Source organism: Bradyrhizobium sp. CCGUVB23, assembly GCF_024199885.1.
Lineage (GTDB): Bacteria > Pseudomonadota > Alphaproteobacteria > Rhizobiales > Xanthobacteraceae > Bradyrhizobium.
This window is the reverse complement of record NZ_JANADQ010000001.1, coordinates 5,478,380-5,503,412: the sequence shown is the minus strand read 5'-3', so window position 1 is coordinate 5,503,412 and position 25,033 is coordinate 5,478,380. Positions and strand designations below refer to the sequence as shown.

General features: G+C 63.0%; 8 protein-coding genes and 1 pseudogene. 1 reads left to right on the top strand and 8 read right to left on the bottom strand.

The features are described 5' to 3' along the window. Positions 1–45: 45 nt before the first annotated feature. The 7 genes and pseudogenes from tnpB to NLN62_RS25240 all read right to left on the bottom strand — a co-directional run bounded on the left by tnpB (position 46) and on the right by NLN62_RS25240 (position 6,699). Positions 46–399: an IS66 family insertion sequence element accessory protein TnpB gene (tnpB, locus tag NLN62_RS25270; RefSeq protein ID WP_254108309.1), complete on the bottom strand. Its 354-nt coding sequence runs from the start codon at positions 397–399 to the stop codon at positions 46–48. A gap of 158 nt (positions 400–557) precedes the next feature. After that, positions 558–779 (bottom strand): hypothetical protein, encoded by a 222-nt coding sequence (locus tag NLN62_RS25265; protein ID WP_254108354.1) that lies wholly within the window; start codon positions 777–779, stop codon positions 558–560. After that, positions 776–1,555 (bottom strand): IS21-like element helper ATPase IstB, encoded by a 780-nt coding sequence (gene istB / locus NLN62_RS25260; RefSeq protein ID WP_254108353.1) that lies wholly within the window; start codon positions 1,553–1,555, stop codon positions 776–778. The genes NLN62_RS25265 and istB overlap by 4 nt, the downstream gene beginning before the upstream one ends. After that, complete coding sequence (gene istA, locus NLN62_RS25255; protein ID WP_254108352.1) at positions 1,545–3,083, bottom strand: IS21 family transposase; 1,539 nt, start codon at positions 3,081–3,083, stop codon at positions 1,545–1,547. Before istA ends, istB begins: the two co-directional genes overlap by 11 nt. Positions 3,084–3,757: 674 nt before the next feature. Further along, the gene (locus tag NLN62_RS25250; RefSeq protein ID WP_254110615.1) at positions 3,758–4,279 is read right to left on the bottom strand and encodes a transposase; all 522 of its coding nucleotides are present in this window, start codon (positions 4,277–4,279) and stop codon (positions 3,758–3,760) included. Between the two features lie 81 nt (positions 4,280–4,360). Continuing rightward, positions 4,361–4,885: pseudogene (locus NLN62_RS25245) on the bottom strand (tyrosine-type recombinase/integrase); the annotation flags it as partial. A gap of 257 nt (positions 4,886–5,142) precedes the next feature. Continuing rightward, a complete protein-coding gene (locus tag NLN62_RS25240) occupies positions 5,143–6,699 on the bottom strand; it encodes a hypothetical protein (RefSeq protein WP_254110614.1) in 1,557 nt (518 codons plus the stop codon). Positions 6,700–6,848: 149 nt separating this feature from the next. Here NLN62_RS25240 and NLN62_RS25235 point away from each other — a divergent pair, with 149 nt between their 5' ends. Further along, a complete protein-coding gene (locus NLN62_RS25235) occupies positions 6,849–7,961 on the top strand; it encodes an IS630 family transposase (RefSeq protein WP_254107580.1) in 1,113 nt (370 codons plus the stop codon). 28 nt (positions 7,962–7,989) lie between these two features. Here the strand turns inward: NLN62_RS25235 and NLN62_RS25230 are convergent, their stop codons facing one another. Then, a complete protein-coding gene (locus tag NLN62_RS25230) occupies positions 7,990–24,909 on the bottom strand; it encodes a non-ribosomal peptide synthetase (protein WP_254110613.1) in 16,920 nt (5,639 codons plus the stop codon). Between the last annotated feature and the right edge of the window lie 124 nt (positions 24,910–25,033).

Below are 25,033 nucleotides of genomic sequence, written 5' to 3'. Positions count from 1 at the left end.
GGCGTCACCCGATAGCGGTGATGACGCCGCCCGCATCGAACACGGTCAGCCCACGCTGTGATATTGCCGCACCGGATGGCGCCGCACCGCCGCGATGTCGATGCCGTCAAGCAGCCAGTGCAGTTCCTCCGTCGTCAGCGTCAGCACCGCCTCCTGGCTTCGGGGCCAATGGAATCGGTCCGCCTCCAGCCGCTTCAACAGCATCCAAAATCCCGACCGATCATAAATCAGCAGCTTGACCCGGTCGCGGCGGCGATTGCAGAACGCGAACACCGCGCGCTGGAACGGATCCTGCCCCATCGACTGCTCGACCACGATCGCCAGGCTGTTGATCCCCGCCCGGAAGTCAATCGGCGCGCGGTGAAGGTAGACTCGAAGATCAGACGCCAGCCGGAACATCGCAACGCCCCAGCGCTTCAATCACCACCGACAGCAACTGCTGTTGGTGACTTTCTAAATCCGCACAAAAATGACGACAAGAATGGGCGGTAGGATGGTGAGGGAACTAAAAAGGCGGCCCGCAAAGGCCGCCGCCGAGTGTCGCAGTGGTGTGTGTTTCAGAAGGAGTGTGGTTGCTCTTCGTCGTCGCGGTGATCGGCCGGCGCTTGTTGCTCCTGGATGAGTTCCTGGATCTTGAGGCAGTAGTGCGACCAGATGCTGTCGGATAGATCCTTGAGGAGCTCGTGGACAGCGAGCGCCTGCTCCGGGGTCCATTCGGGATTGATGAGGAAGCTGATCCCGAAGTTGAGGCCGGATGGTTGATGGTGGTTTCTGGTCATGCAACGTGCTCCTTCTCGTTGGTACTGGCGGGCCGGCTTCGATGCTGTGTGCTCTGGGCCTCGGCGCGTTCCAGAGCTTCCTTGAGGCGGTAGGATTCGCCGTCGATGGAGATCACCTCGGATCGGTGCACGAGGCGGTCGACGAGGCTGACGACGCATGCGGCATTTGGGAAGACCTCCGTCCATGCGGCGAAGGGCTTGTTGGTGGTCACGATTGTGGAGCGGGCCTGATAGCGCCGGCTGACGAGTTCGAACAGCAGGTCTGCGTGACGGTTCGAGTAGGATAGATATCCCACCTCGTCGATCGCCAGAACGTCGGCGGCGGCGTAGTGATGGAGCCTTCGGCGCAAAGCGGTATCGCTGTCGAGGGCGGCAAGCTCGCCGAGCATTTCGCTGGCCGATCGGAACAAGACCGAGTGACCGGCGATGAGCGCCTGGTAGGCGATATTCTGCGCGAGGGTCGATTTGCCGACGCCGTTTGGTCCGACGAAGACGATGTTGGTTGCGTCGTTCATGAAGGACAGCGACATCAATTGCTCCACTGCGGCGCGGTCGAGGCGCCTGGGCCAGAGCCAGTCGTAATCGGCCATCGGTTTGAAGTGACCGATCCTGGCGTCGCGCAGGCGTCGCTGCAGCGAGCGCCGGGCACGTTCCTCCTCCTCCCATTGCAGCATGGGGGCCAGCCATGGGGCGCCGGCGATTTCGTCCCAGTGTTCGACCAGGCCGTTGAGGCGCAGCGCCTTGGCGCGGTTCAGCAGGGCATCATCAGTGCTCATCGTCGTTATCTCCAGAAGGGGTCAGTTGGTCGTAGCTGTCGAGGCGGTGCGGCCGGACCGTTGTATCCTTGCGCCGCACATGTTCGGGCAGGCTGGTTTCGACGGGCGGCGGTTCACCACGCTCAAGGCGCCGACGTTCGAGTGCGGCGCGGACCGTCGCCGCATGGACGGAGCCCGCACGCAAAGCGTCCTCGACGGCGGCCTGCAATTCCGTTGCGCCGTAGCGATCGAGCAGCCGCAGCAGCGCGGTCGTGAGCGCACCGATGTTGGCGCCACGTTCGGCGGCCCTGATCATCAGGGTCTGACAGACCGGCACGGTTCGGGTGAGGCTGTTGAGGCCGCGATGCTGGCGCGCCTCACGCTTGATCTCGGCGAGATCCTTCAGGTGTCGTCGGTCTTCGATCTCTTGGCCACGATCATAGCTGCGACGGTGACTGGCGATCATTTGCGCGCCGTCGAAGATCCGGACCTGGCTGAGATCGGCCCGCACGCTCAGCATGCGCCGAACATGGGTATGGGGAACCGTGTAGTCGTTCAGGTCGAACCGCACATAGGGCGTTTTGCCGACCTTCACGGCGACCTGCTCCTCAACGGGATACGGGTTGGCGGGCAGCGGCAGAAGCAGTGGTTGCTCCTTTGCGAACGCCTGGCGTACTGTCATCTCGCGATCCTCCGGACATGGTCGGTCCGCCGCTTCGGATCGGCACCATTGTTCGGCCTGGGCATTCAGCTCGTCGAGATCGGTGAACTTGCGGGCGATGAAGAATGCCTCCCGGATATGCCGTATAGCGCGCTCGACACGGCCTTTTTCGTTGCCCCGGGCAACCGCGACAGGACGCGGCTCGAACCGATAATGGCCGGCGAAGGCAAGCAGCGTGGGATGGAATCGGATCGCATCGCCCTGGCGCTCGAGCACCGCGCTCTTAAGATTGTCGTAGAGCAGGACCCGGGGCAGCCCACACCATGTGTTGAACGCGCCGATGTGGCCGCGCAGGAAGTTTTCCATGCGCGCATCGAGGAAGAAGCGCAGGTAGATGTCGCGCGAGTACGACAGCACCATGACGAACGCCATCAGCGGACGGCGGGCGCGACCGATCTCGATGTGACCGAAGTGCCCCCAATCCACCTGCCCTTGTTCAGACGGCAACGTGCGCAGCCGCAGGAACGCCTCGGCTGGCTTGCGTGGACGGTGCAGAGCGATCAGGTGCCGGAAGTAGCTGGGCGACCCGCGGTAGCCGCGCTCACGCATCATCGCATACAGGCGGCTGGCCGTGAGTGCGGGGAACTGCTCCAGCGTCTTCAGGACGATCGGCAGATAGGGCTCGATCTTCGTGGGGCGCAATATCGGCCTATTCCTGGGCAGTCCGGCCTGGGTCAGGACGCGATGCACGGTCGTGTGATGAACGTGCAACTGCTTCGCAATGGTGCCGCAGCGCCATTTCTCGACGTGATACAGACGCAGGATCTGCGCTTCCAATTCAGGGGTAACGGTCATCGGTCGGGTCTCGGCCTCCATAGGGGTGAGCATGACGAGGCCCCCGGCGACGCACGAAGCCGGTACGAAGGAACAGCGACAACCGACAGCCGCAGAACCGACAGCTCGGCATGGGCATGATCGATGTCGTCGCTCGCTCGCCGACGTCAGTAGGTGCAACAACGACATCGTCCGCAGGCCGGCGCAGTAGTGAACCGACAGGCCATGCGGGTGGAGAGTGATGCGTCACGTTATTGTGCCGCGCCCGGTATCGTCGGGCGCGGGTCGCATGCGCCAGGCGTCCGCGGCGGCTGCGCTGATAACGCCGTCCCGCCTCGCGCAGGCTCTCGCGGCGGGCAGCACGGGCGCAGTCATGGCCGCAATAGCGTTGTCCCCGGTCGCAGTTGCGGCAGATCGTTACCTGCGAACGGCAGCGGCCGCACAGAAAGAAGCGGCCCGTGAGCATCCGCGGCGGTCCTTTCGGAGCGCCGCCGGAGGTTGGTGGAAAAGGTCGACGGAATGCGCTGACAGTGCGATAGTGCAGGCCGCGCACCGTCCGTGGGGCGTGACATCGAGCCCCACTTGCCAGTTGAGATCGGTGTTACGCCGGCTTTGTTTCTGCGGCGCTGATTACCCGCAGATCTACCATAAGGCAGGCGCAAAGCGGGGTACGTCGAAAGGAGCCTCAGGGCGCCCGGAGACGTGCCCCGCGTCTTTTATTCCTCAACTCAGACGCTGGTCGTCGCCGCAAAGGCGTCCGCCCGCTTCGGCGCGATTGGTGAGCGCGCGTGCGGACGCCTTCGCTCTACCGCCGTCGACCTCGTCGTCATTCTTGCGCGGTTTTCGACAGTCAACGACAACTGCGCGTCGCCGCCTTCCAGCGAAAGCGTCACGCCGTTCGGCATCGATGCCGTCAGCCGCCCAGCAGAGGATCGCTCCGTAGCGCAAAGGGCGATCGCGCCGGCAGATCGGGTTGGCGACCGCGACGGCGCGCTCACCGGAATAAACGCCGGCGCAATCGCCGCCCGCGCCTCCGGCTGGCCATTCCCGTTCTGAAGTTGTCGCTTGGCCACCCACTTGCGCAGCAGGTTCGCGTTCACGCCGTGTTGCAACGCCAGCCCCGCCAGCGACACGCCAGGCTGCAGACAGGCCTCGACCAGCCGCTGTTTGCTGGCTGGGTCATAGCGACGACGGCCATTCCGCAACACGCCGAGCGTCTCAAGCTTAAAAGGGGCTTCTGGAGTGATCATCGATGGTGTCCACCTTGTTCATGGTGGACACCTCATCCCATCCGGGCTCTCAATTGCACAGGTGCGTAGAAAAAAGCGCTTACGCAGAATCCTCAAAAGCTGCGGCGAGAGCATCACGTAACGGTCCTTGCCGCCCTCGACCCGGATCAACATCCGTTGGCTGTCGATGTCGACAACCTTCAAGAGGACCACTTCCGATACGCGCAGTCCGGCGGCATAGACCGTGGTCAGCGCGGTACGGCTCTTCAGGCTCGGGATCGCCTCCAGAAAGCTCACCACCTCGTCGGCGCTCAGCACGACCGGCAACTTGCGCGGTTGGCGCGCATAGGCGATGCGTTCCGGAACGGTGTCATGACCAAGCGTCACACCGTAGAAGAACCGCAGCGCGCAGACGATTTGGTTCAGCGCCGGCCAGGACATCCCCGTCGCCACCAGATGAACCTGGAAGGCACGTATATCCTCCAGGTCAAGGCGGTCGGGAGAGCGACCGAAATACCGGCTCAACTTCGCTACGGCGTTGAGGTAGGATTGCTGCGTCGCCGGTGACAGATTGCGGACCGTCATATCCTCGATCATGCGGCGGCGAAGTGGGCTGATCTCAGCCATCGGAAAACCTCCTGTCTGAAGGGTTGGGCTTCGAAAACCCGCAATCCTCTCAGACAGGACGCAATCCTTGCTATGGCTCCCTACATGCCGCGACAGCGGCTTCGTTCAATCCCGATTCCGGCAAAAAACAACATGCTCCTCTAGAACGGATTTGCAGCGGTTGAGGTGCGCCGGCTGGCGCGGCGGCCGAAGGTCAAGGCGCTCGACGCCACCGTCAACGCATTCTTGGAAAAGTGGATGCCCCGCCGGCACAAATGCTACGAGACCTTGGACATGTTGCTGGCGAGGAAAGCGGCCTTTTCAAGCAAAGTGAGGGCTCGTTCGATCAGGCAGTTGAGACCTCGATCTCGCGCAGCGACCGCTTCCACGATTAATCTCGCGCTAAGACATAGACGCGGAGCAGCCACGGCCGTTCCCTCCAACTCGCCACAGAGAACCGGTTGTCCCAACTCGCAGCGTGAAGCTATTGCCTTGGGCTCCTCCTGCAAGCTCGCTGCTGTGACCAGGTTTTCCCTCATCTGCATGTAGATTTTGTTGGCCTCTTCGGCAGGCAGCGGCTTTCGTCCTCCTCCCCGATCGCTTCGAAACAAAAGGAAAGGAAAGATCGTCGGCATCCGATCCCACGGCTCTCCTGTCACCGAGGGAAAGCGATGCAAGCCCGGCTGGTCTAGCAGATCAATATAACGGGCCTCGCTGAGCCAGGATACCATCGCATCGCGAAAGGATTGGACGACCTTTCCGATATCCTGGTCTGGGATAGCGCGGAAGGCACGCAATTCCGCGAGGGCAGCCTCCCAGCGCAAAAGCAGTCCAAAGTTACTGACATGGTCAAGTGAGTGGACGCCATGCCAATGTTCTGGCCATTCCGCACGTGCGCTAGTCTCACTGAGCGAGAAATTCACGGGGTGCTTCATCAAGCGGCACGCAGCAGCCGCTGGAATCAGTAACATCCCAGAAAATGCGGGACCGCCCACAAACTTGGACCCAGTGATGACCACTAGACAATCCGCGGTGAGATAGCTTTGTAACGTGCTTGAGGCCAAGCGGAACTGAGCTGCATCGACAAGAATTTCGATGGCATGAGGCCAGCGACGCTTTAGATCTAGCACCCGAGTGGGACTCGGAGCCAACACTCCAGTTTTCGAAAGGTCTGTCAGCGCGACAAGAATACGATCGTATCGCGTCACAGCCCTTGATACCGTCGCTTCGAGTTCATCATCAATGGCCGCAATTGATCGGAGCCTGCAGTCTTTCGTGCGAATCGCTATCGTCTCAACATCAATGGAGTTGCGGACGTTACTTGTTGCACCCGAAGCAACCTGCGCTGCATACCGAGGATGCATAGCTCCAGTCAAAGCATCCGCGACACCGCTCCCGGTCTCCGATGATTGCACCATAATTGCCAACATCTTTGTCGCAGGGCTTCCGGCCACTAGTTTCGCGGCGAGCATGTGAGCGTCCGTCCCAGACCGACACACAATGACCTCAACTCCGGAAACTTGTCTTAGGCCGTAGAGATCAAGGAATTCGTTGCGTACCCTGGAGATTTCCGCCAAATAGATTTCTGCTGCGTTATCGCCATGCAAGGTCGCCAACAGCCTGCTTCGGATCTGCTCAGCCGCAAAATATCCAGCTTCAGAGATCGTGGACGCCGTCGCAGAACCAAATGCAAGCAGGCCGCTGTCGGGGCTAGGTTGGCGCCCGTATTTGTTGGCCACTCCTTTCGGGTCAAGTTGGATGCGCTCATCGCCACCCTCAGTCAACAACTCGTAGGTTGGCGGAAGATAAGAGCTGGCAGAGAGGAGCCGCGTCATGATTCCATATCCAAATTGTTGCAGAGCTAGACGACCGATTCCATGAAACCGGCACGGAACTGGAAGTGTGTTCGTGGATTCCTCGTTTTGGGATTGTCCGAACGAGGGTTGGTATCATGGCAACATGGCGGCAAGCAGTCGAGTTGGCGATGACTGAGAAGGAAGTTGAAACGTTGACGGCTCTTTCGCGGTCTCGAACCGAGTCGGCGAGCCGGGTGTCGCGGGCAGCAATGCTGCTGGCCTATCGCGAGAACCCGTCGTTCTTTGCCGTGGGACGAAGACTTGGTGTGCATCATCAGACGGTTCAGCGCTGCATCGAGCGGGCGGTAGCCAATGGTGCGCTGGCCGCACTCGACGACCGACCGCGACCGGGCAAGGAGCCGGTGATCACGGCGGAGGCCAAGGCCTGGCTGGTGTCTTTGGCGTGCGACAAAGCCAAGGAGCACGGCTACGCGCATGAGCTGTGGACGACGCGGCTGCTGGCACGCCATGCGCGTGAACATGGCCCGTCGGCGGGACACCAATGCCTTGCCAACCTGGTCCAGGGCACGGTGTGCAAGATTCTCGGCCAAGAGGAAATTAAGCCGCACAAGGTACGCTACTATCTGGAACGTCGCGATGCCGAGTTCGAGCAGAAAATGGCGGAGGTCTTGTGTGTCTATCGCGAGGTCCAGGTCCTGAAGAAGGGCGCCGCCAGGTCGAAGAAATCGGGCAAGCGGGTAGCAATCATCTCCTACGATGAGAAGCCTGGAATCCAGGCGATCGCGACGACGGCTCCGGATTTGCCGCCCGTGCCAGGCGTCTATCCGGCCTTTGCGCGCGATTTTGAGTATAGACGTCATGGCACGCTCAGCTTGTTGGCTGGAATTGATCTGCTGACAGGGAAGGTCCACGCTCTCGTCAAAGACCGCCACCGCAGCCGCGAGTTCATCGAATTCCTCAAACTTATCGATGCTGCCTATCCGGCCGGTACCGCGATCAAGTTGATTCTCGACAATCACTCCGCACACATCTCGAAAGAAACCAGAGCCTGGCTCGATACACGAGCGGCAGGCCGCTTCGAGTTTACGTTCACGCCCAAGCACGGCTCCTGGCTCAACCTCATTGAAGGCTTCTTCTCCAAATTCGCTCGTTCCGTCCTGCGCCATATCCGGGTGACCTCAAAACACGAACTCAAGGAGCGCATCATGGCCGGCATCGACGACGTCAATCGGTATCCTGTCGTCCACACCTGGTCCTACAAGCTCGCCGAGGCCACCTGAATATGATTCGAACCACGAAAACGCTGACCTAGGTTGTTGGTGAGCCGTTTAAGGCCGTGGATAAGGATCGTGCCAGAACTCGGCGATTTTCCGGAACACTCATCATCGTCATGTGATTGCCTGGAATGGGTACGACATGAATGGCCTCCGCATTTAAAACTTGGTCCCAGCCCCTCATGGGCGAACTTGCCTCTCGGTCCATTGAACTCTCGGCTTGCCGTGCCCGACGGCTGAGGAGAGGCTCAGTGGCATAAAACTGATGTACTTTGACTGACAGCGTTGGCAGTTGATACAACTGCAGCGCCCTTTGGAATTGGGCAATTTTTTCATACATGAGATAGTCACTATGGAAATCACGGCTTGGAGGGACCGCCCCAACTTGTTGCGCCTTTTCAAGTAATTGAGCGACTGAACCTTCTCCCGCAAATTCCTCCAGGACTTGGAAGCGCTCATCATCCAAGCACTCGAGAGGGTCTAACGCCATCTCCAGTACTATTTGAGCTTGCGACATCCTCGGTGGAATTGCAGGTAGCGTAACATCAATGAAAGCCATGAATGAGACAGTTTCATCGATGCTTAGCAAGCGCTGTGCAATTGCGTAGGCCAAGATTGCCCCCGAGGAATATCCGGCGAAGCGATACGGGCCTTTCGGCTGAACCTCTTTAATCACCGAGATTACTTGCGCGGCTATCGCTTCAAGAGTTGGTGGTGGTGGATACAGTTCGTCGAAAGAGGGCCATGGCAGAGAATAAACAGGACAGTCGATATCCATCTCTTGTGCCAAGCTAAGGACATATGAACAATCTCCCAGACCTGTCGGAACAAAGAAAAGTGGCAATTGCGATCCCGTCACACGAACGGATAGCAGCCGGGTTGGATTACGGTGGGGGTCCAACTCAAGCCTCGCTGCAAGTTCCCTCAGAACAGGAGCCTGGAAGAGATCAGCGGCGCTAAACTGCAGACCAAGATCTTGCGCTCGGCTCAGCAACCGCACGGCCAAGAGCGAGTGGCCGCCGAGTTCGAAGAAGTTGTCGTGGCGTCCGACCCGCGTCAGCCCCAGAAGCTCCGCCCAGATCTGCGCTAGCTTCTCCTCAATGGGCCCCTGCGGCGCCGCATAAGCTGGCTGCGCGTACGCATCATGCTCCGGCGCAGGCAGCGCCTTGCGATCCAGCTTGCCGTTCACCGTCAGGGGCAGCGCCGCAAGCCGCACGAACGCAGCCGGCACCATGTACTCCGGCAGCCGCGCACTTAAGTGCGTGCGCAAGGCCCCGGCAAGCTCAGCTCCTTCCACACCATCCGAACCAACCTCCGATGTACACACCACATAGCCGACCAGGCGCTTCTCGCCCGTGCGATTCTCGCGTGCCACCACCACCGCCTCGCGCACCCAGGCGTGCTCAAGAAGCCGCGCCGCGATCTCACCCGGCTCGATCCGGAAGCCGCGGATCTTCACCTGCTCGTCGTTGCGGCCCAAAAACTCCAGATTGCCATCCGGCAGATAGCGCGCAAGGTCGCCAGTCCGGTATAGCCGGTCGCCTTCCACAAACGGACTATCTATGAACCGCTCCGCCGTCAGCTCGGGCCGGTTCAGATAGCCGCGCGCGACCCCGGCCCCGCCGATATAGAGTTCGCCCACCGTCCCAAACGGAACAGGCGCGCCATAACCGTCCAGCAAGTAGGCTCGCGTGTTCGCGATCGGCCGGCCGATCGTCTCAACGACAACCTCTCCCCTGGGCATGCAAATCCAGGTCGAGTACGTCGTGGTCTCGGAAGGAGCGTACAAATTGCAAATCTTCTGCACGCGACTGCTCTCGAAGGCCTTCTCTATCAGGTCCGCCTTTAGGCGCTCGCCGCACGAATTGATGACGCTTGCCGAAACCGGCAGAGCTTTCTGGTCGACCAGAGACGCAATCGCCGAGGGCACTGTGTTGATCAGGGAGACATCCAAGGAAGTCTGCGCTAGCGCCAGTGCATTCTCGACAAGGTAGAGCGTGCTTCCTTGCGAAAGCGGAACGAAGCATTCGTACACAGACAGGTCAAAACTGATCGAGGTGGAGAACAGCGTGCGACTGAGCTCTGAGGAGGCGAACACTCCGCCGCTCCAATGCAGCAGGTTCGCGGTGCTCTTATGCTCGATCATGACGCCCTTTGGCGTGCCGGTTGAGCCTGAGGTGTAGATCACATAGGCGAGATGGCACGAGGTCAGGCCGAGGGTGCGCGGATCCGGATCCGAGGCCGGCAGGTTCGCCCAGGCCGCGCTCGCCGTGTCGAGATCGATCACCGTCACATCGGCCAGTGCCTCGGCGCCCAGCGCAGCACGCCCCGAAGCATCGGTCAGCAGCAGCCGCGGCGCCGCATCCGCGAGCACCTGCGTGAGCCGCCCGGACGGATAGGCCGGATCCAGCGGCAGATACGCACCACCCGCCTTGAGGATCGCCAAAAGCCCCACCACCATCGCCGGGCTGCGCGCAAGGCAGATCGCAACCGGCTGATCCGGCCGCACCCCCAGTGCGATCAGATGATGCGCCAGGCGGTTCGCCCGCGCATTGAGCTCGCCATAGCTTACGCGCTCGTCCTCATGGAGCACCGCAACCGCGTCCGGCGCCTTGGCTACTTGCGCCTCGAACAGCTCATGGATGCACGCGTCCGAAGGATACGCCGCCCCCGTCCGGTTCAGCGCCTCCAACAGGTACGCCCGTTCATCAGCCGGCAGGATGTCCAGGTCTCGCACCGGCGTGTGCGGCGCCCGCTCCAGCGCCTCAGCCAGCTGCTCGAGCGCGCGCTGCATGTAGCCGCAGACCCGATCCGCTGAGACAGGCTCCGCCACCTGCGCTGTCAGACCGAGCGCTTCGCCAAAATCCTCCACTGACAACGTCAGCGGATAATTGGTGCGCTCCTCCCCGCTTAAGCATTCCACGCCGGACAGCCCATCGTCGGGTCCGGCGCCGGAGATCGCCGCCGGCGTGTTGTGGCGGTAGTTCAACAGCGCGCTGAACAGCGGCGCCGGGGCCGCAACACCGCTGCAGCGTTGCGCCAGGGCCAGTGAGGCATGTTCGTGTGCCAATAGTTCAGCCAGCCGGCGATGCGTGGTCCGGACGCTCGCCTCGACCCCAGTGCCGTCCAGATCTAGCCGCAACGGCAGGGTGTTCATGAACAGACCCAGCGCGCGGTCGGCGCCGGCGCCCCCATGCATGCGGCCGAACAGCACCGTGCCGAACACCACCTGCTCGCGCCCACTGCTGCGCGCCACCACCTGTCCCCAGGCCAGATGGCACAGGCTCGCCAGGCTCACACCAAGCCGTCGCGCCTGGCCGCGCAGCCGATCCTGCAGCGCCTGCGGTAGCATCCGCCGTGCCTCACGAACTCCGCTGCCGTCGCCGCGAACCTCACTCAGTCCAAACGGCGTGGTCGGCTCGTCGATGTCGGCAAGCCACGCGCGGAAGAACTCTGCATGCGCTTCTCTACCGACGCCCAGGCGCGCCTGTGCCACCAGGTTGCGGAACGGCTGCGGGGCTGCAAGCTCATGGGCGCGTCCCTCCAGCACGGCCCGGACCTCGGCATGCATCACGTCCAGCGTGGTGTGATCCCCGATCAGATGGTGCTGCAGCTCCAAGAGCAGCCAGCGCCCGCCGCCGGGCTCGCGCGCGATCACAAACCGCAACAAGGGCGCCCGGCCAAGATCGATGCGGTGCTGGCGTGGATCAAACCTTAGCCTGAGCTGCTCGTGGCCAGGACCACCCGACGACGCCTTCAGCTCAACCTCGGTCACATCGAGTGGCGCTTTCCGCCAAACCACCTGGGCCGGACTCGACAGGCCCTCCCAGACAAACGAGGTACGCAGAATGTCGTGCCGATCCACAACCCGCTGGATCGCAGCCAGATAGCGCTCCAACAGGCCACGATCGGCGAATGCCATCTGCGAGAGCTGCAGGTACGGATCGCCCCGGCTGGCCAACAGATGGTGGAACAGGATGCCGTCCTGCAGCGGGGACAGGGCATAGATATCCTGGATGTTGCCGACGCCACCGGGCACCAGGGCAACAATCCGATCGATCTCCGGCTGACCAAGATCAATCAGCGGGAGCATCTGCGGCGTGATCGTTGTGCTTCTCTCCGCGATCAGGTTGGCAGGGACCGCCACCTCCTGATGGCTGCCAAGCGTCGCGGCAAGATCCGCAAGCACCGGTTTGGCAAACAAGGTCCGCACCTCGATCCCAAGCGACAGCCGCCGCAGACGCTCCATTAGTTGAACCGCCAGCAGCGAGTGGCCGCCGAGCGCGAAGAAGTGGTCGTGCCGGCCGACCCGCGCTACACTGAGAAGCTCCGCCCAGATCTCGGCCAGCGCGGTCTCGATCTCCCCCCGCGGCGCCTCATAGGCTGCCTGCGCATACGCATCATCCTCAGGCGGGGGCAGCGCCTTGCGATCCAGCTTGCCGTTCGGCGTCAATGGCAGCACATTGAGCCGCACAAACGCGGACGGCACCATGTACTCCGGCAACAGTGCACCCAGATGCGTGCGCAAGGTGGTGGCAAGCTCGCCGCCATCCAGCCCATCCGAACCAGCCTCGGATGCACACACCACATAGGCGACAAGACGCTTCTCGCCCGTGCGATCCTCGCACGCCACCACCACTGCATCGCGCACCCGTGCGTGCTCAAGAAGCCGTGCCGCGATCTCGCCAGGCTCGATCCGGAAGCCGCGGATCTTCACCTGGTCGTCGGTGCGGCCCAAAAACTCCAGATTGCCGTCCGGCAGATAGCGCGCAAGATCACCGGTCCGGTACATCCGCGCCCCAACCTCACCGCTGAACGGATCGGCCAAAAACCGTTCCGCCGTCAGCTCGGGCCGGTTCAGATACCCACGCGCAACCCCGGCCCCGCCAATGTAGAGCTCGCCCACCGCCCCAAACGGAACAGGCTCACCATGACCGTCTAGCAGGTAGGCTCGCGTGTTCGCTATCGGACGCCCGATCGGGACGTTCGCAGCTACAACTGGTTCTGTCGGAATGTCATAAAAGATGCAGCCGACAACTGCTTCCGTTGGGCCATATTCATTCACCATCCTGGCCGAGTACTGGACCCTGCGCCACAACTCGACTGTCGAATGCGACAGCGCTTCACCGCCGATGATAAATGTTCCAACCTGGCTGGCGGCGGTGTCCGCCAGCATCTGTTGACCAAGCGCATCCAGATGGCTCGGGGTGATGTTGATTACCCCGCACTCCGAGCTGATCCTTGCTTTAAGCCCCTCGACCTCATCTCCCTCCATGACAAGGAGGGCGTGGCCACCACAGATCAAAGGCGCAAACAGGCTGTTAATTGTCGCATCGAACGCCAGTGGCGAGGAGACCACTGAGGATGACCTGGGAGCGTAAGTATGGAAGGCCCAGTGCAGATAATTGATCATCCCCCGATGCTCGACCATGACGCCCTTGGGGGTGCCTGATGATCCCGAGGTGTAGATCACATAGGCGAGATGGCGTGAGGTCAGGCCAAGCGCACGCGGCTCCGGATCCGAGGCCGACAGCTTCGCCCAGGCGGGTGTGGCCGCCTCCAGATCGACTACGCTCACATCGGCCAGAGCCTCAGCGCCCAGCGCGGATCGTCCGAGCGCATCGACCAGCAGCAGCCGTGGTGCTGCATCATTTAGCACCTGCCGCAGCCGCGCCGACGGATGGGCCGGATCCAGCGGCAGATACGCGCCACCGGCCTTTAAGATCGCAAGCACCCCCACCACCATCGCCGGGCTGCGTGCCAAGCAGATCCCCACAGGCTGATCCGGCCGCACCCCCAGTGTGATCAGATGATGCGCCAGGCGGTTCGCCCGCGCATTGAGCTCGCGATAGCTCAACTGCCCATCCTCGTAGACCACCGCCATCGCGTCCGGCGTCTTGGCGACCTGCGCCTCGAACAGCTTATGGATGCACTTCTCCGAAGGATAAGAGGCCGTCGTCCGGTTCAACTCCTCCAACAGATACGCACGTTCATCAGCCGGCAAGATGTCGAGGTGGCGCACTGGCGTGTTCGGCGCCTGCTCCAGCGCTTCGGCCAGTTGCTCGAGCGCGCGCTGCATGTAACCGCAAACCCGGTCCGGACATGCCGGCTCCGCCGCGTCCGCCGTCAGACCCAGCGCCTCGCCAAAATCCTCCACCGACAAGGTCAGCGGATAGTTGGTGCGTTCCTCCGCGCCCAGCCATTCTGCGCCGGACAAAACATCATCCGGTCCGGAGCCGGACATTGCCGCCGGCGTGTTGTGGCGATAGTTCAACAGCGCGCTGAACAGCGGCGCCGGGGCCGCAACGCCGCTGCAGCGTTGCGCCAACGCCAGTGAGGCATGCTCGTGTGCCAATAGTTCAGCCAGCCGGCGATGCGTGGTCCGGACGCTCTCCTCGACCCCGGTGCCGTCCAGATCAAGCCGCAGCGGCAGGGTGTTCATGAACAGACCCAGCGCGCGGTCGGCACCGGCGCCTCCATGCATGCGGCCGAACAGCACCGTGCCGAACACCACCTGCTCGCGCCCACTGCTGCGCGCCACCACCTGGCCCCACGCCAGATGGCACAGGCTCGCCAGGCTCACACCAAGCCGTCGCGCCTGGCCGCGCAGCCGATCCTGCAGCGCCTGCGGTAGCATCCGCCGCGCCTCACGAACTCCGCTGCCGTCGCCGCGAACCTCACTCAGTCCAAACGGCGTGGTCGGCTCGTCGATGTCGGCAAGCCACGCGCGGAAGAACTCTGCGTGCGCTTCTCTACCGACGCCCAGGCGCGCCTGTGCCACCAGGTTGCGGAACGGCTGCGGGGCTGCCAGATCATGTTCGCGCCCGCCAAGCGCGGCCTGCACCTCGGCATGCATCGCTTCCGAGGTCGTGTGATCCCCGATCAAATGATGCTGCAGTTGAAGCAATAGCCATCGCGCGCTGCCGGGCTCGCGCGCAATCACAAACCGCAACAATGGCGCCCGGCCAAGATCGATGCGGTGCTGGCGCGGATCAAACCTTAGCCTGAGCTGGTCGTGGCCAGGACCACCAGACGCGTCCAGCTCAACCTCAGTCACATCGAGTGGCGCTTTCCGCCAGACCACCTGGGCCGGGCTCGACAGGCTCTCCCAGACAAACGACGTCCTTAGGATGTCGTGCCGGTCCACAATCCACTGAACCGCGGCAATATAGCGCTCCAACAGACCACGGTTGGCAAATGCCATCTGCGAGACGAGCAGGTACGGATCACCCTGACTCGCCAACAGATGATGGAATAGGATGCCATCCTGCAGCGGCGACAACGCATAGATATCCTGGATGTTGCCGAGACCACCGGGCACCGTGGCGACAATCCGATCGATCTCCGGCTGAGCAAGATCGATCAGCGGCAGCATCTGCGGCGTAATCGCCGTACTCTGTTCGGTGATCAGGTTGGCAGGGACCGCCACCTCATGATGACTGCCCAGGCTCGCGGCAAGATCCGCAAGCACCGGTTTGGCAAACAAGGTCCGCACCTCGATACCAAGCGATAGCCGCCGCAGACGCTCCATCAGTTGAACCGTCAGCAGCGAGTGGCCGCCAAGCGCGAAGAAGTTGTCGTGCCGCCCGACGCGCTCCAGCCCCAGAAGCTCCGCCCAGATCTGCGCCAGCGTCGTCTCGATCTCGCCCCGCGGCGCCTCATAGGCTGCCTGCGCATACGCATCACCGTCCGGCGCCGGCAGAGCCTTGCGGTCCAGCTTCCCGTTCGGCGTCAACGGCAGCACATCGAGCCGCACAAACGCGGACGGCACCATGTAGTCCGGCAACCGCGCACTTAAGTGCATGCGCAACGTCCCGGCAAGTTCAGCCCCCTCAGCTTCGTCGGCATGCTCGGCAACCACATAGGCGACCAGACGCGTCTCGCCGGTGCGATCCTGCTGCGCCACAACCACCGCATGGCGCACTCGTGCGTGCTCAACGAGCCGCGCCGCGATCTCGCCGGGCTCGATCCGGAAGCCGCGGATCTTCACCTGGTCGTCGGTGCGGCCCAAAAACTCCAGATTGCCGTCCGGCAGATACCGCGCAAGATCGCCCGTCCGGTACAGCCGGTCGCCTTCCACAAAGGGACTATCTATGAACCGCTCCGCCGTCAGCTCGGGCCGGTTCAGATAGCCACGCGCAACCCCGGCCCCGCCAATGTAAAGCTCGCCCACCGCCCCAAACGGAACAAGCGCGCCATGACCGTCCAGCAGGTAAACCTTCGTGTTCGCGATCGGACGCCCGATCGGGACGTTCGCAGCTACAGCTGGTTCTGTCGGAATGTCATAAAAGATGCAGCCGACAACCGTTTCGGTGGGGCCATATTCATTCACCAGTCTGGCGGTGGGCTGGATACTGCGCCACGACTCCACTGTCGAATGCGACAGCCCTTCACCGCCGATGATAAATGTTCCAACTTGACTGGCGGCGTCCGCCAGCATCTGCCGCCCAAGAGCATCCAGATGGCTCGGGGTGATGTTGATCAGCCCGCACTCCGAGCTGATCTTCGCCTTCAGCCCCGCAACCTCATCTCCCTCCACTACGAGCTGTGCATGACCACCACAGATCAAAGGCGCAAACAGGCTGTTAACTGTCGCGTCGAACGCCAGAGGCGAGGAGACCACGGAAGATGATCTGGGCGCGTAAGTGTCGCAGGCCCAGTGCAGATAATTGGTCATTCCCCGATGCTCGACCATGACGCCCTTGGGCGTGCCTGATGATCCCGAGGTGTAGATCACATAGGCGAGATGGCGCGAGGTCAGGCCAAGCGTGCGCGGATCCGGATCCGAGGCCGGCAGGTTCGCCCAGACCGGCGTCGCCGTGTCGAGATCAACTATCCTCACATCCAAGAGCGCAGCGGAGCCGAGCGCGGATTGTCCGAGCGCATCGGCCAGCAACAGACGCGGTGCTGCATCATTTAGAACCTGCCGCAGCCGCGCCGACGGATAGGCCGGATCCAGCGGCAGATACGCGCCACCGGCCTTTAAGATCGCAAGCAGCCCCACCACCATCGCCGGGCTGCGCGCAAGGCAGATCGCAACCGGCTGATCCGATCGCACCCCCAGTGCGATCAGATGATGCGCCAGACGGTTCGCCCGCGCATTGAGCTCGCCATAGCTCAACTGCTCATCCTCGTAGACCACCGCCACCGCGTCCGGCGTCTTGGCGACCTGCGCCTCGAACAGCTCATGGATACAGCGCTGTTCAGGATAGGCCGCCACCGTCCGGTTCAGTTCCTCCAAGAGATACGCCCGCTCTGCGGACGACAGCAGCTCAATCCGGCTGACCGGCTGTTCTGCATCGGCAACCATCGCCCCTAGCTGCGCCAGCAGATAACCACGCTGCCGCTCAATCGTCGCTTGATCGAACAGCGCCGTGGCATAGCCCAGCGTGCCGGTTATGACCTCGCCACGCTCACCCAGGTTCAGTTCCAGATCAAACTTGACCTGATCGAACTCATTGCCCGCAGCCTCCACACGCAGCCCGGGAAGATCAAATGGCTCAGCTGAGGTGTTCTGCCAGGCCAACCCCACCTGGAACAACGCTGGGTGATCTAGCGACCGTGGCGGCTGCACGATCTCCACCACCTGCTCAAACGGGAGGTCCTGATGGTCCTGCGCAGCCAAGGCCGTGCGTCGTGTCCGCTCCAAAAGCTCTGAGACGCTCGGCTCACCCGACAGGTCGAGGCGAACCGCCAGGGTGTTGACGAAGAAGCCGATCAACTCTTCGATCTCGCGGCGACCACGATTGGCTGTCGGCACACCAATCACAAGGTCGTCCTGCCCCGACAGACGCGACAGCACCGCGGCCCACGCCGCCAGCACCGTCATAAATAACGTCGTGCCATGTTGCTGGCTCAGCCGCCTCAAGCCCCGAGTCAGATCCGCATCGATGACGACAGGGACACTGGCCCCGGCAAACGACTGATATGCCGGCCGCGGCCGGTCCGTCGGCAGCGCCAGACGAGCAGGAGCGCCAGACAGGTTGTGGCGCCAGTACGCCACCTGGTTCGAGAGCCGCTCGCCCGATAGCCATTGCCGTTGCCAGGCGGCATAATCCGGATACTGGATCGCAAGCGGTGGCAGCGGATCATCTTGCCCAGCCAGGAACGCCCGGTACAACGCACTGAGCTCACGCACCAACACGCCCAGCGACCAGCCATCCGAGACAATATGATGCTGGGTCAGCAGGAAGACGTGCTCCTGCTCCGACATCCGGATCAGCCGGCTGCGGATCAGTGGACCGCGCGCCAGATCGAACGGCGCGCGGGCCTCTTCATGGCACAGATCCGCAAGCGCAGCTTCCGCATCTACCCTGTCGCGCAGATCGTGTTCCAGCACCGGAAGCGGCGCATCCGGCGGCAGAACCTCAACCCAAGGCTCATCCTCTGAGGCAACAAAGACACTGCGCAGCACCTCGTGACGCGCCAGCAAACAGTCAAGGCTGCGCTGCCAAGCCGCGTGGTCGAACACACCTTCCAACCGCCACGCCAGCGGCATGTGGTAGATCGTGCCGCCCACATTCAACTGCGCCAAAAACCATAGCCGCTGCTGCGCAAAGGACAACACAAGTGGTTCATCACGCCCCACCGGCACAATGGCCGGCAGCTCGTGTGGACCGGAGCGGCTCAACTCATCCACGATGCTCTCGGCCAGATCCGACAGCACCGGTTTGGCAAACAGCGTCGTTAGCGGCAGGGCGAGGCCAACAGCTTGCGAGACCCGGCTCAACAACCGCACTGCCAAGAGCGAGTGGCCGCCGAGTTCGAAGAAGTTGTCGTGCCGTCCGACCCGCGCCAGCCCCAGAAGCTCCGCCCAGATCGTCGCCAGGGTGATCTCGATCTCGCCCTGCGGTGCCTCATACGTTGCCCGCGGATGCGCCTCATCGTCCGGAGCCGGCAGCGCCTTGCGATCCAGCTTGCCGTTCACCGTCAGCGGCAGCGCCGCAAGCCGCACAAACGCACTCGGCACCATGTAGTCCGGCAACCGCGTACTTAAATGTGCGCGCAAGGTGCCGGCGAGCTCGGCTCCCACAGCTTCGCCGGCATACTCGCTAGCCGTCACCACATAGGCGACCAGGCGCTTCTCGCCCGTGCCATCCTGTTGCGCCACCACCGCCGCCTCGCGCACCGACGCGTGCTCGCAAAGCCGCGCCGCGATCTCGCCGGGCTCGATCCGGAAGCCGCGGATCTTCACCTGGTCGTCGCTGCGGCCCAAAAACTCCAGATTGCCGTCCGGCAGGTACCGCGCAAGGTCGCCAGTCCGGTATAGCCGGTCGCCTTCCACAAACGGACTATCAATGAACCGCTCCGCCGTCAGCTCGGGCCGATTCAGGTAGCCGCGCGCGACCCCCGCCCCGCCGATATAGAGCTCGCCGACCGCCCCGAACGGAACAGGCGCTCCATGACCGTCAAGCAGATACACCTGCGTGTTCGCGATCGGACGCCCAATCGTCTCAACGACAGCGTCCCCCCTTGGCATGCAGATCCAGGTTGAGTACGTCGTCGTCTCGGAAGGAGCATACAGATTACAAATCTTCTGGACGCGGCTGCTCTCGAAGATCTTCTCGATCAGACCAGCCTTCAGCGGCTCACCGGCCAAATTAACCACGCTTGTCGAAGCCGGTACTGCTTTTTTGTCGACCAGAGAGGCGATCGCCGAGGGCACTGTATTGATCATGGAGACATCCAAAGGCCTCTCAGCCAGCGCCAGTGCATTCTCGACCAGATACAGTGTGCTTCCTTGCGAAAGCGGAACGAAGCATTCATAGACAGACAGATCAAAACTGATCGAGGTGGAGAACAGCATGCGGCTGATCTCTGAGGGGGCGAACACTCCGCCGCTCCACTGCAGCAGGTTCGCGGTGCTCTTATGCTCGACCATGACGCCCTTGGGCGAGCCTGTTGATCCCGAGGTGTAGATCACATAGGCGAGATGGCGCGCGGTCAGGCCGAGTGCGCGCGGGTCCGGATCCGAGACCGGCAGGTGCGCCCACGCCGGCGTTGCCGTGTCGAGAGCCACCACGTTCACATCGGCCAGCGCCTCGGCGCCCAGCGCGGATCGTCCCGCCGCATCGGCCAGCAGCAGAGGCGGCGCCGCATCGTTGAGAACCTGCTTTAGCCGCGCCGACGGATAGGCCGGATCCAGCGGCAGATACGCGCCCCCCGCCTTCAGGATCGCCAAAAGCCCCACCACCATCGCCACGCTGCGCTCAAGGCAGATCGCCACCGGCTGGTCCGGCTTCACCCCGAGCCCGATCAGATGATGCGCCAGACGGTTGGCCCGCGCATTGAGCTCGCCATAGCTCAACTGCTCATCCTCGTAGACCACCGCCACCGCGTCCGGCGTCTTGGCGACCTGCGCCTCGAACAGCTCATGGATGCACGTGTCCGCAGGATACGCCGCCACCGTTCGGTTCAGCTCCTCCAGCAAGTACGCGCGCTCATCGGACGACAGCAGCTCAATCCGCCCCACCGCTTGCCCGGCATCGGCAACCATCGCCCGCAGCAGTGCCAGCAGATAACCACGCTGCCGCTCGATCGTCGCTTGATCGAACAGCGCCGTGGCATAACCCAGCGTCCCGGCGATCACCTCGCCCTGCTCGCTTAAGCTCAGCTCCAGATCAAACTTGACCTGATCGAACCCATCCCCCGCAGCCTCCACCCGCAGCCCGGGAAGGTCGAAGGGCTGAGTGGCGGTGTTCTGCCAGGCCAGCATCACCTGGAACAATGGTGTGTGATCCAGACGACGTGGCGGCTGCACGATCTCCACCACCTGCTCAAATGGCAGGTCCTGATGCTCCTGCGCTCCCAAGGCCCTGCGCCGCGTCCGTTGGAGCAGCTCCGCCACACTCGGCTCCCCCGACAGGTCGAGGCGAACCGCCAAGGTGTTGACGAAGAAGCCGATCAACTCTTCGATCTCGCCCCGGCCCCGATTGGCGGTCGGCACGCCAATGACGATGTCGTCCTGCCCCGACAGACGCGACAGCACCGCGGCCCATGCCGCCAGCACCGTCATAAATGACGTCGTGCCATGTTGCTGGCTCAGCCGCCTCAAGCCCCGAGTCAGATCCGCATCGATGACGACAGGGACACCGGCCCCGGCAAACGACTGCTCGGCCGGCCGCGGCCGGTCCGTCGGCAACGCAAGACGCGCCGGCGCGCCAGACAGGGCATTGCGCCAATACTGCGCCTGGTTCGAGAGCCGCTCGCCCGACAGCCACTGCCGCTGCCAGGCGGCATAATCCGGATACTGGATCGCAAGCGGCGGCAGCGGATCGTCCTCTCCGGCCACAAACGCCCGATACAGCCGACTGAGCTCACGCACCAACACGCCCAGCGACCAGCCATCCGAGACAATATGGTGCTGCGTCAGCAGGAACACGTGCTCCTCATCCGACATCCGGATCAGCCGGCCGCGGATCAGCGGTCCCCGCGCCAGATCGAACGGCGTGCGCGCCTCTTCCCTGCACAGATCCAAGAGCGCCTCGTCCGCATCCGCCCTGTCCCGCAGATCGTGCTCTATGACCGGCAGCCCCGCATCCGGCGGCAGAACCTCAACCCGGGGCTTGCCCTCCGGCGCGACAAAGACGCTGCGCAGCGCCTCATGACGCGCCAACACACGGTCAAGGCTGCGCTGCCAGGCGCTGCGGTCGAGCACGCCTTGCAGCCGCCACGCCAGCGGAACGTGATAATGTGTGCCGGTCTCATCCAGCTGCGCCAAGAACCACAGCCGCTGCTGCGCAAACGACAGCACAAGCCGCTCTTCCCGCGACACCGGCACAATGGCCGGCAGGTTGTGTGGACCAGAGCGGCTCAACTCATCCACGATGCTCGCCGCCAGATCGGCCAGCACCGGCTTGGCAAACAGCGTCCTCAGCGGCAGCTGTACACCCAGGGCCTGCGAGATCCGGCTCAACAACCGCACCGCCAGGAGCGAGTGGCCGCCCAGCGCGAAGAAGTGATCCTGCCGCCCGACCCGCTCCAGCCCCAGAAGCTCCGCCCAGATCTGCGCCAGCGTCGTCTCGATCTCGCCCTGCGGCGCCTCATAGGCCGCCCGCGCATAGGCCTCGTCCGCAGGCGGCGGCAGCGCGCTGCGGTCCAGCTTGCCGTTCACCGTCAAGGGCAGCGCCGCAAGCCGCACGAACGCACTCGGCACCATGTAGTCCGGCAGGTGCGCACTTAAGTGCGCACTTAAGTGCGCACGCAAGGCGGCCGCCAGCGCGCCGCCATCTGCCTCGTCCGATCCTGTCTCGGGCTCACACACCACATAGCCGACAAGATGCTTCTCGCCAGAGCGATCCTCGCGCGCCAGCACCGCCGCCTCGCGCACCGACGCGTGCTCGAGCAGCCGCGCGGCAATCTCGCCCGGCTCGATCCGGAAGCCACGGATCTTCACCTGGTCGTCGCTGCGGCCCAAAAACTCCAGATTGCCGTCCGGCAGGTACCGCGCAAGGTCGCCAGTCCGGTATAGCCGGTCGCCTTCCACAAACGGACTATCAATGAACCGCTCCGCCGTCAGCTCGGGCCGATTCAGGTAGCCGCGCGCGACCCCCGCCCCGCCAATGTAGAGCTCGCCCACCGCCCCGAACGGAACAGGCTCACCATAACCATCAAGCAGATACACCTGCGTGTTCGCGATCGGACGGCCGATCGTCTCAACGACAGCGTCGCCCCTTGGCATGCAGATCCAGGTTGAGTACGTCGTCGTCTCGGAAGGAGCATACAGATTGCAAATCTTCTGGACGCGACTGCTCTCGAAGATCTTCTCGATCAGACCCGCCGTCAGCGGCTCGCCTGCCAAATTGACCACGCTTGTCGAAGCCGGTACTGCTTTTTTGTCGACCAGAGAGGCGATCGCCGAGGGCACTGTGTTGATCATGGAGACATCCAAAGGCCTCTCGGCCAGCGCCAGTGCATTCTCGACCAGGTAGAGCGTGCCTCCTTGCGAAAGCGGAACGAAGCATTCGTACACAGACAGGTCAAAACTGATCGAGGTGGAGAACAGCGTGCGACTGAGCTCTGAGGAGGCGAACACTCCGCGGCTCCAATGCAGCAGGTTTACGGTGCTCGCATGCTCGATCATGACGCCCTTTGGCGTGCCGGTTGAGCCTGAGGTGTAGATCACATAGGCGAGATGGCGTGAGCTCAGGCCGAGTGCGCGCGGATCCGGATCCGAGGCCGGCAGGTGCGCCCACGCCGGCGTTGCCGTGTCGAGAGCCACCACATTCACATCGGTCAGCGCCTCGGCGCCCAGCGCGGCGCGCCCCGCCGCATCGGCCAGCAGCAGCGGCGGCGCCGCATCGTTGAGAACCTGCTTGAGCCGCGCACTCGGATAGGTCGGATCCAACGGCAGATACGCACCACCCGCCTTGAGGATCGCCAAAAGCCCCACCACCATCGCCACGCTGCGCGCAAGGCAGATCGCAACCGGCTGGTCCGGCTTCACCCCGAGCGCGATCAGATGATGCGCCAGGCGGTTCGCCCGCGCATTGAGCTCGCCATAGCTCAACTGCTCATCCTCGTAGACCACCGCCACCGCGTCCGGCGTCTTGGCGACCTGCGCCTCGAACAGCTCGTGGATGCACGTGTCCGCAGGATACGCCGCCACCGTTCGGTTCAGCTCCTCCAGCAAGTACGCGCGCTCATCGGACGACAGCAGCTCAATCCGCCCCACCGCTTGCCCGGCATCGGCAACCATCGCCCGCAGCAGTGCCAGCAGATAACCACGCTGCCGCTCGATCGTCGCTTGATCGAACAGCGCCGTGGCATAACCCAGCGTCCCGGCGATCACCTCGCCCTGCTCGCTTAAGCTCAGCTCCAGATCAAACTTGACCTGATCGAACCCATCCCCCGCAGCCTCCACCCGCAGCCCGGGAAGGTCGAAGGGCTGAGTGGCGGTGTTCTGCCAGGCCAGCATCACCTGGAACAATGGTGTGTGATCCAGACGACGTGGCGGCTGCACGATCTCCACCACCTGCTCAAATGGCAGGTCCTGATGCTCCTGCGCTCCCAAGGCCCTGCGCCGCGTCCGTTGGAGCAGCTCCGCCACACTCGGCTCCCCCGACAGGTCGAGGCGAACCGCCAAGGTGTTGACGAAGAAGCCGATCAACTCTTCGATCTCGCCCCGGCCCCGATTGGCGCTCGGCACACCAATGACGATGTCGTCCTGCCCCGACAGACGCGACAGCACCGCGGCCCACGCCGCCAGCACCGTCATAAATAACGTCGTGCCATGTTGCTGGCTCAGCCGCCTCAAGCCCCGAGCCAGATTCGCATCGATGACGACAGGGACACTGGCCCCGGCAAACGACTGCTCGGCCGGCCGCGGCCGGTCCGTCGGCAACGCAAGACGCGCCGGCGCGCCAGACAGGGCATTGCGCCAATACTGCGCCTGGTCCGAGAGCCGCTCGCCCGACAGCCACTGCCGCTGCCAGGCGGCATAGTCCGGATACTGGATCGCAAGCGGCGGCAGCGGATCGTCCTCTCCGGCCACAAACGCCCGGTACAGCTGACTGAGCTCACGCACCAACACGCCCAGCGACCAGCCGTCCGAGACAATATGATGCTGCGTCAGCAGGACGACGTGCTCCTCATCGGAGGTCCGGATCAGCCGGCCGCGGATCAGTGGGCCGCGTGCCAGATCGAACGGCGTGCACGCCTCTTCATGGCACAGATCAGACAGCGCAGCCTCGGCGTCCGGCCTGTCCCGCAGGTCATGCTCCACGACTTGCAGCCCCGCACCCGGCGGCAAAACCTCAACCCTGGGCCTGCCCTCTGGGGCGACAAAAATACTGCGCAGCGCCTCATGACGCGCCAGCAAGCGGTCAAGGCTGCGCTGCCAGGCGCTGCGGTCGAGCACACCTTCCAGCCGCCACGCCAGCGGAACGTGATAGTGCGTGCTGGTCTCATCCAGCTGCGCCAAGAACCACAGCCGCTGCTGCGCAAAGGACAGCACAAGCGGCTCTTCGCGCCCAACCTTTGGTATCAGCGCAGCTGTTCGGCTCTCGCTCCCGTCTCCCTCTTTAGCGAGCAAAAGAAGCTTGCTTAGGCCTTCAGCATCGAGTTTTTCCAACTCGGTC

Excerpts from the sequence above, each read along its gene's own strand:
- tnpB (WP_254108309.1), bottom strand. The coding sequence starts at position 399 with ATGTTCCGGCTGGCGTCTGATCTTCGAGTCTACCTTCACCGCGCGCCG.
- istA (WP_254108352.1), bottom strand. The coding sequence starts at position 3,083 with ATGCTCACCCCTATGGAGGCCGAGACCCGACCGATGACCGTTACCCCT.
- istB (WP_254108353.1), bottom strand. The coding sequence starts at position 1,555 with ATGAGCACTGATGATGCCCTGCTGAACCGCGCCAAGGCGCTGCGCCTC.
- NLN62_RS25265 (WP_254108354.1), bottom strand. The coding sequence starts at position 779 with ATGACCAGAAACCACCATCAACCATCCGGCCTCAACTTCGGGATCAGC.
- NLN62_RS25235 (WP_254107580.1), top strand. The coding sequence starts at position 6,849 with ATGACTGAGAAGGAAGTTGAAACGTTGACGGCTCTTTCGCGGTCTCGA.
- NLN62_RS25240 (WP_254110614.1), bottom strand. The coding sequence starts at position 6,699 with ATGACGCGGCTCCTCTCTGCCAGCTCTTATCTTCCGCCAACCTACGAG.
- NLN62_RS25250 (WP_254110615.1), bottom strand. The coding sequence starts at position 4,279 with ATGATCACTCCAGAAGCCCCTTTTAAGCTTGAGACGCTCGGCGTGTTG.